A 15,026-nucleotide genomic window follows, 5' to 3' on the forward strand; every position below is an offset into this window, starting at 1 on the left:
CCGCAGCACGACGGCATGCGTGGCGGCCATGAAGGTGGCTGGAAGAAGATCGACGCCAACAACGACGGTGTGATCGATCGCACCGAAGCGGCGAAGATCCCCGGCTTCGCGCAGAAGTTCGACCAGCTCGACGTCAACCACGACGGCCGTATCGACGCGAACGAGCGTCCGAAGCACGAAGGCCGCGGCGGTCTCGCCAAGCTCGACACCGACAAGGACGGCCGACTGAGCCGCGCCGAAGCCGGCACGTCGCCCTTCGCGTCGAAGTTCGACCAGATCGACGCCAACCGCGACGGCTTTGTCACCCGCGACGAAATGCGCGCCGCGTTCAAGCGCATGCATCCGGAGCGCGCGAACGGCGTGGGCTCGGGCGGCACCGGCAAGTCCTGATTTCCCCAAAGCAGCATGACTTGCCCCGCGTCTCCGGACGCGGGGCATTTTTTTGCGTGATGTGTTTTGCGGCGCGCGACAGTTACGCGCGCTACGGGGCTTAAGGCGAAACGACCTTCAGCGTCTTCGTCACCTGCCACACGCCGTTGACGCGTCGCACTTCCAGCGTCTTGTACTTCGCCCACATGCGGTGGTGATACGCGCTGTATTCGATCGTGCCTGCATCCGGCGACGTCGGCCGGAAATGGTCGACATCGACCATCGTGGCCTTCTTCTTCGACGGCGGATGCACTGATCCCGTGTCCTCGTCGGCGATGCGCTGGCAATGCGACGCCGGCACGATGGTCATGCCCGCGGGCGGGCGCAATGCGTCGCGCACTTCGCGCGGGGCGTCGGCGTGGTCGACGGCGAGGCAGGCGACCGGCGTGTCGATGTCCGGCAATTCCTTCTCGATCACGGCCTGCGCGATCGGGATCAGCGTCGCCGCGACATGGCCGTCGAACGGGCCGCTCGCGACGCTCGGCGGCGCCGGTGTCCGTCCGGCGCGGATAAACGCCATGACGACCACGATGACGATGCCGAACAGCAGCGCGACCTTCACCTTCGTCGCGCGGCGCTGCGCCGGCGTGCGCGTGGTTTCGTCGCCGAATTCCGAGCGGAAGCTGAGCTTGGCGTCGCTCGGACGCGTCGAGTCGAGCAGGCCCGCACCGCGCAGGATTTCGCGCGCACGTCCACTGTCTTCCGATCGCACGACCCACACCGCGGGACGCGCCGCATCGCCCTGGTCGCGATAGCTAACCGTCGAACGGCGGCCGCCCTTGTACGAGCGGCCGTCGGTGATGCGCACTTCGATGTCCGCTTCGCGCAGCAGCGCGGCGACGCGTTCGACGTTCTCGAGTCGCGCGCTGGAAAAGACCTGACGCATCAGCCCACCATCGGGCCGCGCGCGGCCTTGTCGTCGAGCACGCGGATCATGCCTTCCTGCGCGGTGCTGGCCACGAGTCGGCCATGGCGGTCGTAGATCATGCCGCGCGCCAGGCCACGCGCATGCTGCGCACTGGGGCTGTCGATCGAATACAGCAGCCAGTCGTCCGCGCGGAACGGGCGGTGGAACCAGAGCGCGTGATCGAGCGATGCCATCTGCACGTTCGGCTGGTAGTAGCTGATGCCGTGCGGGAACGTCGCGGTGCCGAGCAGGTGGAAGTCGGACGCATACGTCAGCAATGCGCGATGCAGTTCGGGTTCGTCGCCGACCTTCTCGCTCAGGCGGAACCACACCTGCTGGTAGGGCGGGCGCTTGGGCGGCTTGAGCTCGTCGCGCGGATACACGTGGCGGAACTCGAACGGCCCTTGGCGCGACAGCCAGCGCTGCACCTTGGTCGGTAGGCGCGCGAGCACTTCGGGCGGCACGGTGTGGTCGTGTTCGACGTCTTCCGGCTGCGGAACTTCCGGCATCGACAGCTGGTGTTCGCTGCCCGATTCCTCGTGCTGGAACGACGCGGCGAGGAACAGGATCGGCTGGCCGTGCTGGATCGCTGTCACCCGGCGTACCGAGAAGCTGCCGCCGTCGCGCGTGCGGTCGACCATGTACAGGATCGGCGCATCGATATCGCCGGCGCGGAGGAAGTAGGCGTGCAGCGAATGCGCGGCGCGCGGATCCTTGGCCGAATCCATCGTGTTCTGCGCGGCGGCGAGTCCCTGGCCGAGCACCTGGCCACCGAAGACGTACTTGGTGCCGATGTCGCGGCTCTGGCCGCGGAACACGTTGTCTTCGAGCCGCTCGACCGCCAGCAGGTCGACCAGCTCGGAAACGGGGGAAGTCATGCGCGGCAAATCCTTGCGGAACGGCCGCGAAGTATACCGGCCGGTCTTTTACGGCCCCGCGGCAGGCGCCGGCGCGTTCAGGCGCTGCAGCGGCACGTCGGCCAGCACGTGGTCCCACGGGAACAGCGGGCCGGGGTCGCGCTTGCGGTGCACCTGCTTGGTCGGGTCGTCGGTGGCCTCGACCATCGTGGTGTCGAGGTCCTCGTGCCCGGCGATGAAACGCAGCGCCGGATGCTGGGCGACGAGCCGCTTCAGCAGTGCGATGAGCGTGTCGATCTGCGCCGGCGTGTACGGCTCGGTCATCGCCTGATGATCGGCGTCGAGCCAGCGAGGGTAGCGGCCGGTGTTGACCAGCTCGATGCCGATCGAGCGCGGGTTGTAGCCGCGCGTGTGGTGCGCGACGCGGTCGGTCGCGACGTACTGGTGCAGCGAGCCGTCGCGGTCGATGTAGAAATGCCCGCTGTTGCCGGTGCCGCTGTCCTCGTACAGCACCTTTTCGCCGAACGTGCGCGATTCCGCGAGCGTCGGCACTTCGGTGCAGTGGATGACGACGACGTCGACCTGCGACAGCGGGCGCGCGGCGAGGCGCGACTCGTAGGGCAGGGGATCGACGTCGATGGGCAGCGGCGGGAGGTCGGGCAGCATGCGGCGATGCTAACCGGTCGTGCGCGGCGCGCGTTCGCTTCACCCGGCGACGCTAGGATCGACGGATGAATCGATTTCCCGACCGATCGCTGCTCGGCGTATTGATGGCGCGTTTCCCGCGCGAGGGCCGCGTCGAATGGCTGGGCGTTCGGCCCGCGCGCGATGCACCGGTCGTCCCGCGCGATGCCGTCGAAGCGGTGGCCGACAAAGGCCTCGTCGGCGATCGCTACGCGGGCGGTAGCGGAAAGCGTGGCGTCACCCTGCTGCAGGCCGAGCACCTGCCGGTGATCGCGCAGCTCGCAGGGCTGGATGCGATCGATCCGTCGCTGCTCCGCCGCAACGTGGTCCTGAGCGGCATCCCGGTGATCGCGCTGAAGGGGCGGCGTTTCCGCATCGGCGATGTCGTGCTGGAAGGCACCGGCCCCTGTGACCCCTGTTCGAAGATGGAAGCGGCGCTGGGCGAGGGCGGCTACAACGCCATGCGCGGCCACGGCGGGCTCTGCGCGCGGATCGTCGAAGGCGGCGCCATACGCTTGGGCGACGCCGTCATCGCGCTCGACTGACACGCCGCAAGCGCGGACCGGCGACAATGGCGGCCTTTCCCGGCACGGCCCCCGCATGCGCGGACACTGCATCCTCTCCCACGGCTTCGAAAGCGGCCCCGACGCCACCAAGGTGACGGCGCTGGCCGACGTCGCGGCGCGCCTGGGCTTCACGCACGAGCGGCCCGACTACACCGACCTCGACGCCAAGCGCGACGTCAGCCCGCTGGGCGACGTGGCCGCGCGCGTCGAACGCCTGCGCGATCGCGTACGCGACGCGGCGTCGCGTGGGCTGGTCGTGCTCGCCGGCTCGAGCCTGGGCGCGTGGATCAGCGGGCATGTGTCCCAGGAGTTCGACATCGCCGGCCTGTTCCTGATGGCGCCGCCGGTGCGGCTGGATGCGAAACATCCACTCGAAGCGGCGCACGTGCCGATGTCCGTCATTCACGGCTGGGACGACGAACTTATCCCGGCCGACGACGTGATCGCGTGGTCCCACAAGCGCCGCGCCGCGCTGCTGCTGGTCGACGATACGCACCGGCTGTCCAATCACGTCGAGGCCAGCGCGCAGGCGTTCGCCGCGCTGCTCGCGAGGCTCTGACCGATGCGTTTCTTCGCCAGCTGCGGCAAGGGCCTCGAATACCTGCTCGTCGACGAGCTCATTGCGCTCGGCTGCACGCATGCGACTGCGACCGTCGCCGGTGCGAACGTCGAAGGCACGCCGGCCGACGCGCAGCGCGCGGTGATGTGGTCGCGCCTCGCGAGCCGCATCCTGTGGCCGATCACCGAATTCGAATGCGCCGACGAGCACGCGTTGTTCGCCGGCGCATCCGCCGTCGACTGGACGCAGCACGTGCCGCCCGGCGCGACGATCGCGGTGGATGCGCACGTCGGCGGCAGCGGCCTGAACCACGCGCAATACGCGGCGCAGCGGGTCAAGGACGCCGTGGTCGATACGCTGCGTGCGAAGACGGGTTCGCGTCCTGACGTCGACCTCGAATCGCCGGACGTTCGCCTGAACCTCGTCGTGCGAAAAGGCCGCGCGATCCTGTCGATCGATCTCTCCGGCGCGCCGATGCACCGACGCGGATGGCGTCGCAAGCAGGTCGATGCACCGCTGAAGGAAAACCTCGCGGCCGCCGTGCTGATGCGTGGGCGGTGGATGGATTCGTATCGCGACGGCGGTGCGCTGCTCGACCCGATGTGCGGCAGCGGCACGCTGATGATCGAAGGCGCGCTGATGGCGGCCGACGTCGCACCGGGGCTGTTGCGGCATGGCGACGAGCTGCCGACGCGCTGGCCCGGCTTCGATACGACATCGTGGGCCGACGTGCGCGTCGATGCGATCCGCCGCGAGGCGGAAGGTCGTGCGTCGCTGCGCAACGTGTTCTTCGGGCGCGATATCGATCCGCTCGCCATACGTGCCGCGCGCGACAACGCGATCACCGCGGGCCTCGTCGATGTCATCGACTGGCAGGCTGTAGACGTGCGCGACGTTGGCACCACGTTGCCGCCGGAGATCGCGTCTGGCACCGGCGTCGTCGCATGCAATCCGCCCTACGACGCGCGACTCGAGGCCGATCCCGCGCTGTATCGCGCGCTCGGCGATGCATTGCGAAAAAGCCTGCCGACATGGCGCGCCAGCCTGCTATGCGGTGACGAGTCGCTTGCGCGCTCGACCGGCCTGCGCGCGAAGAAGACCTATCGCATGTTCAACGGCGCGATCGAGACGGTGCTGCTCACCGTCGATCCGATCGGCCCGGCACGCGGCGCCGCGAACGTCGAAGCGCCGATCGCGTTGTCGCCTGGCGCGGAGATGGTCGCGAACCGCCTGCGCAAGAACCTGCGCAAGCTGAAATCCTGGCGCGAGCGCGAAGGCATCACCTGCTTCCGCGCGTACGACGCCGACCTGCCCGAATACTCCGCCGCGATCGACGTCTACACCACCGACGAACGCGAGCCGCGCACGTTCCTGCACGTGCAGGAATACGCGGCGCCCGCCGACATCCCGGAAGCCGATACGCGCCGTCGTCGCAATGAACTGCTCAACGCCGCGCGCGAAGTGTTTGCCGTGCCGCGCGACAACGTCGCATTGAAGACGCGCGAGCGCGGCAAGGGCGGCAGCAAGTACGGGCATTTCGATCGGCGCGGCGAGTTCATCGTCGTACGCGAAGGCCGCGCGCACCTGCGCGTGAACCTGTTCGACTACCTCGACACCGGCCTGTTCCTCGATCACCGCCCACTACGCCTGCGCATCGCGGAGGAAGCACGCGACACGCGCTTCCTCAATCTGTTCGCATACACCGGCGCGGCGACCGTGCATGCGGCACTCGGCGGTGCGCGCTCGACAACGACGGTCGATCTGTCGGCGACGTACCTGCAGTGGTGCGCCGACAACCTGCAGGAAAGCGGCGTCGGCGGTTCGCGCCACCGGCTGGTGCAGGCGGATGCGATCGCGTGGCTGGAAGGCGACAGCGGCCAGTACGACCTGGTGTTCTGCGACCCCCCGACGTTCTCGAACTCCAAGCGAGCGAGCGATTTCGACGTGCAGGCCTCGCACGTGCGGCTGCTGCGCGCGGCGGTCGCGCGGCTGGCGCCTCGCGGCGTGCTGTATTTCTCGAACAACTACCGCCGCTTCAAGCTCGACGAGGCGCAGCTTGCGACATTCGCGAATGTCGAAGACATCAGCGCGAGCACGATTCCGCCGGATTTCGTGCGCGACGCACGCATCCACCGCTGCTGGAAGATCACCGCGCTGGGCTGACGGGCTGGCGTCACCGATGGAACGAAACGTGCGCCTCGTGCGCACTTCGGTTTCCGCTACGCGCCGCCATCCTTGTCGGATCGAATTCCGCTGGAGCCGCCGATGTCCCGTCCCGCACGTATTTCCCGCCTCGCGACCGGCATGCCGGCGTCCGACGGCGCCGGCGTCAAGCTCACCCGCGTGATCGGCACGCCGCAGCTCGATCATCTCGATCCATTCCTGATGCTCGACGAGTTCGGCACCGACCGGCCGCAGGATTACCTCGCCGGCTTCCCGGATCACCCGCATCGTGGCTTCGAAACCGTTACCTACATGCTCGACGGCCGCATGCGGCATCGCGACAACCACGGCAACGAAGGCGTGCTGGTACCGGGCAGCGTGCAGTGGATGACCGCGGGTCGCGGCCTCGTGCATTCGGAGATGCCGGAGCAGGAATCCGGCCGCATGCGCGGTTTCCAGCTGTGGGTGAACCTGCCGGCGCGCGACAAGATGGGCGAGCCGAAGTACCAGGAATTCGCGCCGGAACTCATTCCGGTCGCGCGGCCTGCTGCGGGCGTCAGCGTGAAAGTGATCGCGGGCGAAGTCGGCGATGCGGTCGGGCCGATCGCGCAGCCGGCGACGTCGCCGGTCTATCTCGACATCGCGCTCGACGCCGGTGCGTCGTGGACGTACGAACTGCCCGAAGGCCATGCCGGCTTCGTGTACGTGTTCGAAGGCGATGCGGAGATCGCCGGGCAGCTCGTGCGTACGAAGCAGCTCGGCGTGCTCGACGGCGAAAGCATTGCGTTCGAAGCGAAAGGTGCTGCGCGCGTATTGCTGGTCGCAGGGCGCCCGCTGCGCGAACCGGTCGCGCGCTATGGCCCGTTCGTGATGAACACGCGCGCGGAACTCGAGCAGGCCTTCGCGGACTACCAGGCCGGCCGATTCTGAAAACGTCCGGGCGGGCGCCCGGACGTCGCCGTCACTTGCTCGACAGTTGCGCGCCGCCGCCGGCGCCGAAGCGCAGCGTGCTGCTCTGCGTGATCGCCTGCGTCAGGTCGTCTTTCGAGTTGGCCTGGATCCACAGGTACGCGACGCGGCCGCCGGGCAGCGAGATCGATGTCTCGCGCGCCTGCACGTCCGGCTGGCCCGCGAGTTCGCTGCGATACCAGTAGGTGTCGCGGCCGTCGATCTTCACTTCTTCGGCGCGATCGCTGCGGTTCGGTTTGAACGGCGTCTGCGCGGCCATGTAAAGGCCGAAGGCTTCGCTGCCGTCCGACCGCATCGCGCGGCAGAACTGCGTGTCGCCTGCAGTCTTCGTTTCCCAGGTGAGGCCGCTGTCGGCGGGCAGCGTCGGGCAGGTCGTCGTGGCCTGTGCGTGCGCGAAGCCCACCATCGCGAGCAGCGCGAAGCCGATCGATGCGCGATTGGTCTTGACCATGTTGTTCCCCATGCGTATCGCGGCGACGGCCGCGACCACAGCCCGAACATAGTCCGATCCAGAGCGCTTGACAAATGATCCGTGTTCGGGCTTGGGATGTCCCGGCCTGTCATGTCGCAGTGCGTCAAAAAAAGACGCGCCGCGTCAGGTGAACGCGGCGCGCCCTGGGTTTTTCGCGGCGATCAGCGGCGGTCGACTCGCACCGTGGCGTTGGGCGGCGAGGCGAAATCGAGCGTGATCAGCGTGAGGCGCCACGTGGCGTCCACGTCGGCCGAAGGCGCCTTGCCCGAATCGAGCACCACATCGTGCGACGCGGTACCCGCGCCATGGCGGAACGCGACGATCGCGGTGCCGGCCTGGATGCACTGCACGTTCGGCGGGCAGCGCGAATCGCTGTTGACGTCGACGTAGGTGAGCGTGGACGCGTCGGGCAGGGTGATCGTCTCGCCCTTGGCGAGCGTGACCGGCGTGCCGGCCGCGACGGTGTGGCCGCTGCCGGCGCCTGCGGACGCGCAGCCGGCAAGCAGGAGCAGGGGAAGGAACGCGCTGGCGAAACGGGGCATGGCGACTCCGGTCGAAGGGGCAACCCGCCGAGCCTAGCCGGCCGTATGTGTCGGCCTGTTCACGGCTCGCGGCGGTCGTCGACCGTCGCGCGGCCGTCCGGCAGCACCTCGATGGTGATGCGTCGGCCGTATTCGCTTTCCGCCGTCGGGCCGATTTCGCAGCGGCACAGCGCCTGCGTGAGTGCCGGGATCGTATTGCTGTGGCCGACGACGAGCACCGTGCCGGTCGGATGCGCACTACGCAGCGCCGCGGCGAATTCGGCGGCCGGACGCGCCGCGTCGTAGGTGATGACGGTCAGATGGTGCGCGGCCGCGATCGGCGCCGCGGTCTGCTGCGTGCGTCGAAAGTTGCTGGCGTAGACCGCCGTGAGCCGCGTATCGCGCAGCCGTGACACCAGCCGTTCGACGCGCTTGCGGCCGGCCTGCGACAGCGACGGATCGCGCGCATCGTCGTCGCCCTTTTCGGCGTGGCGGATGAGCACGAACGCGGCGCCCGGCTCGACGTCACTGCGCGCGGTGGCGCAGGCAGCGAGCAGCACGAGCATGGACAACGCGACGAGCCGGATCAGCAGGCTGCGCATGGCGACGGTTTCCCCAACCGGAATCCGCCCATCACAGCGCGCCGGGGCTCGGCGCGCATGTGCAGCTGGTCATGTCATCGCGCGGCCAGCGTGATCAGCAACCCGCGCGCGGCGGCGATGCGCTGCGCGCCCTCGGGCAGGTCGAGCGTCAGCTTCAACTTGTCCGAGCCTTCCATCTTGTAGAGCTTGGGCTGGCCCTGGATGAGCCGGATCACCGCCATCGCGTCGACGTTGGGCTTCTCCAGGAACTGCACGCGGCCGGTCTTCTCCGCGAGTTCCAGCTTGCGGATGCCGAGCGTGGTCGCGTCGAGCTTGAGCTCCGCGATCGCGAACAGGTTCTTCGCGGCATCGGGCAGCAGGCCGAAGCGGTCGATCATCTCGACCTGCAGTTCGCGCAGCTCATCCGCGTTACGCGCGCTGCTGATGCGCTTGTAGAGCGTCAGGCGCGTATGCACGTCGGGCAGGTAGTCGTCCGGAATCAGCGCCGGCACGTGCAGTTCGACGTCGGCGCCGCGCGCTTCGACCATGTCGACGTCGGGCAGCTTGCCCTGGCGGATCGAACGCACCGCGCGCTCGAGCAGCTCGGTGTAGAGGCTGAAGCCGACTTCCGCCATCTGCCCGCTCTGCTCTTCGCCGAGCAGTTCGCCGGCACCGCGGATTTCCAGGTCGTGGGTCGCAAGCGTGAAACCGGCGCCGAGTTCGTCCATCGCTTCGATCGCGTCGAGTCGCTTCTTCGCATCCGCGGTGATCGTCTTGCGATCGGGAATGACGAGATAGGCGTAGGCGCGGTGATGCGATCGACCGACGCGCCCGCGCAGCTGGTGCAACTGCGCAAGGCCGAACTTGTCGGCGCGGTTGATGATGATGGTGTTCGCGTTCGGGATGTCGATGCCCGACTCGATGATCGTCGTCGACAGCAGCACGTTGAAGCGCTGCTTGTGGAAGTCGAGCATGACCTTCTCGAGTTCGCGTTCCGGCATCTGCCCGTGCGCGACGCCGATGCGTGCGTCCGGCACCAGCTCCTGCAGCTGGCGCTGCATGCGGCCGATGCTTTCCACGTCGTTGTGCAGGAAGTAGACCTGGCCGCCGCGCGACAGCTCGCGCTGGAACGCTTCGCGCAACTGTGCGTCATCCCAGGGCACGACGAAGGTCTGCACTGCCAAGCGATGCGCGGGCGGCGTAGCGATGATCGAGAGATCGCGCAGGCCGGCCATCGCCATGTTGAGCGTTCGCGGAATCGGCGTCGCGGTCAGTGTCAGCAGGTGCACGTTCGCACGCAACGCCTTCAGTGCCTCCTTCTGGCGCACGCCGAAGCGCTGTTCCTCGTCGACGATGACGAGGCCGAGATCCTTGAACTTGACGTCGGGCTGCAGCAGGCGATGCGTGCCAACGATGACGTCGATGGTGCCTTCCGCGACCTTTTCGAGTTCCGCCGCGATTTCCTTCTTGGACTTGAAGCGCGACAGCACTTCGACGCGGATCGGCCAGTCGGCGAAGCGGTCGCGGAAGTTGCGGTAGTGCTGTTCGGCGAGCAGCGTCGTCGGGACGAGCAATGCCACCTGCTTGCCGCCGGCGGCAGCGGTAAACGCGGCGCGCACCGCGACTTCCGTCTTGCCGAAACCGACGTCGCCGCAGACCACGCGGTCCATCGGCTGGCTGCTCTGCAGGTCGCGCACGACCGCGCTGATGGCGGAGGCCTGGTCCGGCGTTTCCTCGAACGGGAACGCGGCGGCGAACGGTTCGTACATCGTGCGGTCGACATCGATCGCAAGACCCGCGCGCGCCCGGCGCTTGGCCTGGATTTCGAGCAGTTCGGCCGCGACGTCGCGAACCTTTTCCGCAGCCTTCTTCTTCGCCTTCTGCCACTGCTCGCCGCCCAGCGAATGCAGCGGCGCGGTCTCTTCCGACGCGCCGGAATAGCGGTTGATGAGATGCAGCTGCGCGACCGGCACGTACAGGCGGTCGCCCTTCGCGTACTCGATGTCGAGGAACTCGCCCGGCATGCCGCCGACGTCGAGCGTCACCAGACCGCGATAACGGCCGACGCCGTGGTCCTCATGGACGATTGGCGAGCCTTCGTTGAGCTCGCCGAGGTCGCGGATGATCGCTTCGGGCTCGCGGCCGGCGCGCTTGCGCCGACGCGGCTGCGATGCGCGCTCGGGGAACAGCTGGCGTTCGGTGAGGACGGTGAACGTCGGCGTGCTGATCGCGAAGCCGTCGTCGAGCGGTGCCACCGCGATCGCGAAGAACTTGGTATCCGGCGTCTTCGCCGCCGGATCAACTCGCGCCGATCGACCGTCGTCTTCGCGACGGTCATCGCTGCGGGCGTTACCGCGTTTGGCGGTAACGCCATTGGAGGTGTGGGTCGATGTGCTGTCGGCGGGGCCTTCGCGGGTGGCGGGGCCGCGCTCGTAGAACGTCGTCCAGTCCGGCAGCACTGTTGGCGCTAGGCCGACGGCGTCGAGGAGTTCGAGCAGGGCTTCGCGACGGCCTGCGGAATCCGCTGCGATCAGGACGTCGCCCGGGTATGTGCTCAGGAAGGACTTCAGCGAATCCGTCGCCGCGGGATCGCGTGGCGCCAGCGGCAACGGCATCGCTGGCTGATCGCCGAGCGGTTGCGCGCGGTCGAGCTGCGCGTGGTTTGCTCCGCAGACTTCGACGCGCGAGGTTTCGTTGAACACGCCACGCAGCGCGTCCGGAGAGAGATACAGCTCGGACGGCGGCAGAACGGGGCGCTCGACGTCATGGCGTCGCTGCTCGTAGCGGTCGCCGGTCTGCGACCAGAACTGTTCGGCGGCTTCGAAGCTGCCTTCGGTGACGATCGGCAGCACGCCTTCCGACAGGTAGTCGAACAGCGTCGCCGTCTCGTCGAAGAACAGCGGCAGGTAGTACTCGACGCCGCTGGGCGCGAGGCCCGACTTCAGGTCCTGATAGAGCGAGCTGCGGCGCGTGTCGACGTCGAAGCGCTCGCGCAGGCGTTCGAGGGCGCCCTTGAGCGCGGCGTCGTCCAGCGGAAGCTCGCGGCCGGGCAGCAGATGGATGCGATCCATTTTTTCCAGCGAACGCTGCGACTCGGGGTCGAACACGCGGATGGTGTCGATCTCGTCGTCGAGCAGCTCGATGCGGAAGGGTTGGTCGGAACCCATCGGATACACGTCGAGCAGCCCGCCGCGCACGGCGAAGTCGCCCGGATCGAGCACCTGCGGCACGTGGCGATAGCCGGCGGCTTCGAGGCGACGCTTTTCGGAATCGAGATCGAGACGCTGGCCGACGCGCACGTCGAAGCTTCCGCCGACCACGTGCCGCGGCGGGGCGAGACGCTGCATGAGCGTCTGCACCGGCAGCACGACCACGCCGCGCTTGAGCTGCGGCAGGCGGTGCAGGGTGGCCAGGCGCTGGCTGACGATGTCCGGATGCGGGCTGAAGGCGTCGTAGGGCAGCGTTTCCCAGTCGGGGAAGGCGAGCACGGGCGTGTCGCCTTCGACGCCGGCGCGCGGGCCGAGCAGCGTGCGCAGGTCGCCTTCGAGCTGGTGCGCGGACTGGTTGTCGCGGGTGATCGCGAGCAGCGGGCCACTGTGGGCGGTCGCGGTGGCGGCGATATGGAAGGCCAGCGCGGACGGCGAGACCGGCGCGCGCCACCAGGCGCGCTGCTGGCCGGCCTTCGGCAGCGGCGGAACGGGAAGAAGAGGGGTCGGCATGAGGCGCGCGATTCTACTGAACCGCGTCGCATGTCCTGAGTGCGGTCATCGGCGCGGCAGTTCCAGCGAGACGCGCACCAGCGACGGATCACGGCCGCCGTCGCCCGCCTGGAAGCCCAGCGACTCGGCGAGCCCGAGCACGTCCGGGTCCTGCGGCAGCTCGCCGCGCAGCACGCCCAGGCCGCGGCTGCGCGCCCATTTGGCGACGCGGGTCAGCAGATAACGGCGCATGCCCATGCCCGCGACGAAGCGGCTGACGAGGATGGTGAAGTCGCCGACCTGGCCTGCGCTGTCGGTATGGACATAGGCGATCGCGCCGATCAGCGCTTCGCCCGGCGCGTCGAGGTCGGTGGCGACCAGCGTGAACTCTGTGCGCGGATTCGGACGGGCGAGGCGTTCGGCGTCCGCCGTTGACAGTTCGGTGCCGCGTACCAGCGTCGACCGCACCGCCTCGGGCTCCAGCAGCGCGAAGCCTGCGCGCAGCGGTTCGGCGTCCTCCGGGCGGATGGGACGGATCAGCACCTCACGGCCGTTCGGAAGACGATGGCGTTCGTGCCAGGGCGGGAGACGGTCGCGCGCTGCCATGGCGGGATCGTTCCAGAGTCGACGTGAGCCTTTCGTTGTCCGGCGCGGTGTATTTGCGTTGCGCGCGGCCGCCTCGTCATGCGCCGTTCGGTTCGCCCGCATCTACGGTCGCTTGGATGGGACAATCGCGCACTGCGAGCCGTTGCACGGCCGATTGGTAGACTCGCCGGCCTATTCGAAACAGGACGATCCATGGCTGGCGGCGATTCCACTCGCGCGATCTTCTTCGCGCTCGGCGCGAACCTGGCGATTGCGATCGCGAAGGGCGTGGCGGCGTTCTTTACGGGCTCGAGCGCGATGCTCGCCGAAACCGTGCATTCGTTCGCCGACTGCGGCAACCAGGTGCTGCTGCTGGTCGGCGTGCGCCAGTCGCAGAAGCCGCCGTCGCCGAACTATCCGCTGGGCTATGGCAAGGCGATCTACTTCTGGTCGTTCCTGGTCGCGGTGATGCTGTTCACCATCGGTGGCATGTTTTCGCTGTACGAGGGCATCCACAAGCTGTCGAGCCCCGAGCCGCTGAAGCAGTGGTGGTGGGCGGCGGGCGTGCTGACCTTCGGCGTGATCGCCGAAGGCATTTCGATGCGTGCCTGCATGCAGGAAGTGAACAAGGCGCGCGGCGGCCGTTCGCTGTTCCAGTGGTTCCGCGAGACGCGTCAGGGCGAGCTGCTGGTGATCTTCGGCGAAGATCTCGCGGCGCTCGCCGGCCTCGTGCTCGCACTGGTCGCGGTGATGCTGTCGGTGGTCACCGGAAATCCGATCTGGGACGCCGTGGGCACCATCGCGATCGGCGTGCTGCTGATCGTGGTCGCGATCATGGTGGGCATCGGCATCAAGGCCATGCTGATCGGTCAGAGCATGGATCCGCTGCGCGAAACCCAGCTCTGCGAGTTCCTGAAGGCGCGGCCCGAGATCGAGCGCGTGCTCAACCTCATCACCGTGCAGCTCGGCAATCACGCAGTAGTGTCGGTGCAGGCGCAGATGCACGAGGCCGGCAGCGCGACGGCGATGGTCCACGCGATCAACACCGTCGAGCGCGAGATGAAGGTGGCGTTTCCCGAGGTGCGCTGGAGCTTCTTCGAGCCGGACCTCGTCGACAGGAACGGCGTCGCGACGAACGACTGATCAGGCCGGCGCTTTCAGCCATTCGACGCGCCAAGCCGAACCCGCCGGCTCGCCGAGCACATCGGCGAGCACAGGCAACAGCTCGCGCATGCGCTGGTCGAAGCGGTAGGGCGCATTGAGCAGCAACAGGCCGCTGCCGTTCATGCGCAGCGGCGAGTCGTCGGGTCGCACAAGCAGCTCGGCGAGCATCACCGACTTCGCCGGGATCGTCGCCATCGAGCGATAGGCGCGCTGCAACGCGCGTCGCTGCTTGATCGGGTACCAGAACGCGTACGTGCCCTGCGGCCAGCGCTCGATCGCATCGCGCAGCGCGCGCAGCGCCGTCTCGAATTCCTGCAGCTGCGCTTCGAACGGCGGGTCGATCAGCACCAGTCCACGAGCGAAGCGTTCGTTGCCGATGCGCGGCGGGAGCAGGGCATGCATCGCGCCGTAGCCGTCACGCGCATGCACGGCGACGCGTGCGTCCGGCGCCATCGCGGTTTTCAGTGCTTCGGCTTCTTCAGGCAACAGCTCGCAGCAGGTGATGCGGTCCTGCTCGCGCAGCGCATGCGCCAGAAGCCACGGCGAGCCGGGGTAGGCGTTCGGGCCGTGCGCATTGCGGCAGGCCGTGATCGCGTCGACATAGGCCCGCAACGGTGAGGGCGCGGTGCCCGGCTGCAGGCGATCGACCCCACCAACGCCGCCCGACGCCTCGCCCGTGCGCTTGGCCTGCGCTGCATCGAGGTAATACATGCCGCGACCGGCGTGCGTGTCCATCGCGAATAGCGGCGCCGGCTTGGCGACGAGGGCATCGCAGAGCGCGAGCAGCGCAGCGTGCTTGAGGACGTCGGCGTGGTTGCCGGCATGGAAGGCGTGGCGATAGTTCATGCCGGATAGGGTACGCGGGTACACG

14 protein-coding genes and 1 pseudogene are annotated in these 15,026 nt (G+C 68.1%); 6 read left to right on the top strand and 9 right to left on the bottom strand.

Features of this window, described 5'->3' with window-relative positions:
* Nucleotides 1-45: 45 nt before the first annotated feature.
* Nucleotides 46-390: pseudogene (locus ACVWZN_RS01400) on the top strand (EF-hand domain-containing protein); the annotation flags it as partial.
* A 100-nt stretch (nt 391-490) separates the two neighbouring features.
* Here the strand turns inward: ACVWZN_RS01400 and ACVWZN_RS01405 are convergent.
* Genes ACVWZN_RS01405 through ACVWZN_RS01415 form a run of 3 tightly spaced genes read right to left on the bottom strand, consistent with a single transcriptional unit; the run spans nt 491 to nt 2,859 of the window.
* On the bottom strand, nt 491-1,315 hold the full coding sequence (locus ACVWZN_RS01405) for a hypothetical protein (RefSeq protein ID WP_456952307.1): 825 nt from the start codon (nt 1,313-1,315) through the stop codon (nt 491-493).
* Nucleotides 1,315-2,214 (bottom strand): acyl-CoA thioesterase, encoded by a 900-nt coding sequence (locus ACVWZN_RS01410; protein WP_036141794.1) that lies wholly within the window; start codon nt 2,212-2,214, stop codon nt 1,315-1,317. The genes ACVWZN_RS01405 and ACVWZN_RS01410 overlap by 1 nt, the downstream gene beginning before the upstream one ends.
* Nucleotides 2,215-2,262: 48 nt before the next feature.
* Entirely contained in the window at nt 2,263-2,859 is a 597-nt protein-coding gene (locus ACVWZN_RS01415) for an N-acetylmuramoyl-L-alanine amidase (RefSeq protein ID WP_456952308.1), read from the bottom strand.
* A gap of 65 nt (nt 2,860-2,924) precedes the next feature.
* On the opposite strand from ACVWZN_RS01415, the gene ACVWZN_RS01420 reads away from it, so the two are divergent.
* The 4 genes from ACVWZN_RS01420 to ACVWZN_RS01435 all read left to right on the top strand — a co-directional run bounded on the left by ACVWZN_RS01420 (nt 2,925) and on the right by ACVWZN_RS01435 (nt 7,095).
* A complete protein-coding gene (locus ACVWZN_RS01420; protein WP_456952309.1) occupies nt 2,925-3,422 on the top strand; it encodes an MOSC domain-containing protein in 498 nt (165 codons plus the stop codon).
* A 55-nt stretch (nt 3,423-3,477) separates the two neighbouring features.
* Nucleotides 3,478-4,002 (top strand): YqiA/YcfP family alpha/beta fold hydrolase, encoded by a 525-nt coding sequence (locus tag ACVWZN_RS01425; RefSeq protein WP_456952310.1) that lies wholly within the window; start codon nt 3,478-3,480, stop codon nt 4,000-4,002.
* Nucleotides 4,003-4,005: 3 nt separating this feature from the next.
* Nucleotides 4,006-6,165 (top strand): bifunctional 23S rRNA (guanine(2069)-N(7))-methyltransferase RlmK/23S rRNA (guanine(2445)-N(2))-methyltransferase RlmL, encoded by a 2,160-nt coding sequence (gene rlmKL / locus ACVWZN_RS01430; protein WP_456952311.1) that lies wholly within the window; start codon nt 4,006-4,008, stop codon nt 6,163-6,165.
* Nucleotides 6,166-6,255: 90 nt separating this feature from the next.
* Nucleotides 6,256-7,095, top strand: coding sequence for a pirin family protein (locus ACVWZN_RS01435; protein ID WP_456954677.1), 840 nt, complete (start codon nt 6,256-6,258; stop codon nt 7,093-7,095).
* 31 nt (nt 7,096-7,126) lie between these two features.
* Here the strand turns inward: ACVWZN_RS01435 and ACVWZN_RS01440 are convergent, their stop codons facing one another.
* From ACVWZN_RS01440 to ACVWZN_RS01460, 5 genes are all read right to left on the bottom strand, one after another.
* A complete protein-coding gene (locus tag ACVWZN_RS01440) occupies nt 7,127-7,585 on the bottom strand; it encodes a hypothetical protein (protein ID WP_155914215.1) in 459 nt (152 codons plus the stop codon).
* 182 nt (nt 7,586-7,767) lie between these two features.
* Nucleotides 7,768-8,148, bottom strand: coding sequence for a hypothetical protein (locus tag ACVWZN_RS01445; protein WP_456952312.1), 381 nt, complete (start codon nt 8,146-8,148; stop codon nt 7,768-7,770).
* Between the two features lie 59 nt (nt 8,149-8,207).
* On the bottom strand, nt 8,208-8,729 hold the full coding sequence (locus ACVWZN_RS01450; RefSeq protein WP_456952313.1) for a SixA phosphatase family protein: 522 nt from the start codon (nt 8,727-8,729) through the stop codon (nt 8,208-8,210).
* A gap of 74 nt (nt 8,730-8,803) precedes the next feature.
* Nucleotides 8,804-12,427: a transcription-repair coupling factor gene (gene mfd, locus ACVWZN_RS01455; RefSeq protein ID WP_456952314.1), complete on the bottom strand. Its 3,624-nt coding sequence runs from the start codon at nt 12,425-12,427 to the stop codon at nt 8,804-8,806.
* 45 nt (nt 12,428-12,472) lie between these two features.
* Nucleotides 12,473-13,012: an N-acetyltransferase family protein gene (locus ACVWZN_RS01460; RefSeq protein ID WP_456952315.1), complete on the bottom strand. Its 540-nt coding sequence runs from the start codon at nt 13,010-13,012 to the stop codon at nt 12,473-12,475.
* 192 nt (nt 13,013-13,204) lie between these two features.
* Between ACVWZN_RS01460 and ACVWZN_RS01465 the strand changes: the two genes are divergently transcribed.
* The gene (locus ACVWZN_RS01465) at nt 13,205-14,134 is read left to right on the top strand and encodes a cation diffusion facilitator family transporter (RefSeq protein ID WP_456952316.1); all 930 of its coding nucleotides are present in this window, start codon (nt 13,205-13,207) and stop codon (nt 14,132-14,134) included.
* Here ACVWZN_RS01465 and ACVWZN_RS01470 read toward each other — a convergent pair whose 3' ends face one another.
* Entirely contained in the window at nt 14,135-15,001 is an 867-nt protein-coding gene (locus ACVWZN_RS01470) for a 23S rRNA (adenine(2030)-N(6))-methyltransferase RlmJ (protein WP_456952317.1), read from the bottom strand. It lies immediately after the preceding gene.
* Nucleotides 15,002-15,026: the final 25 nt, after the last annotated feature.

It is taken from the genome of Lysobacter sp. HA35 (genome assembly GCF_054061195.1).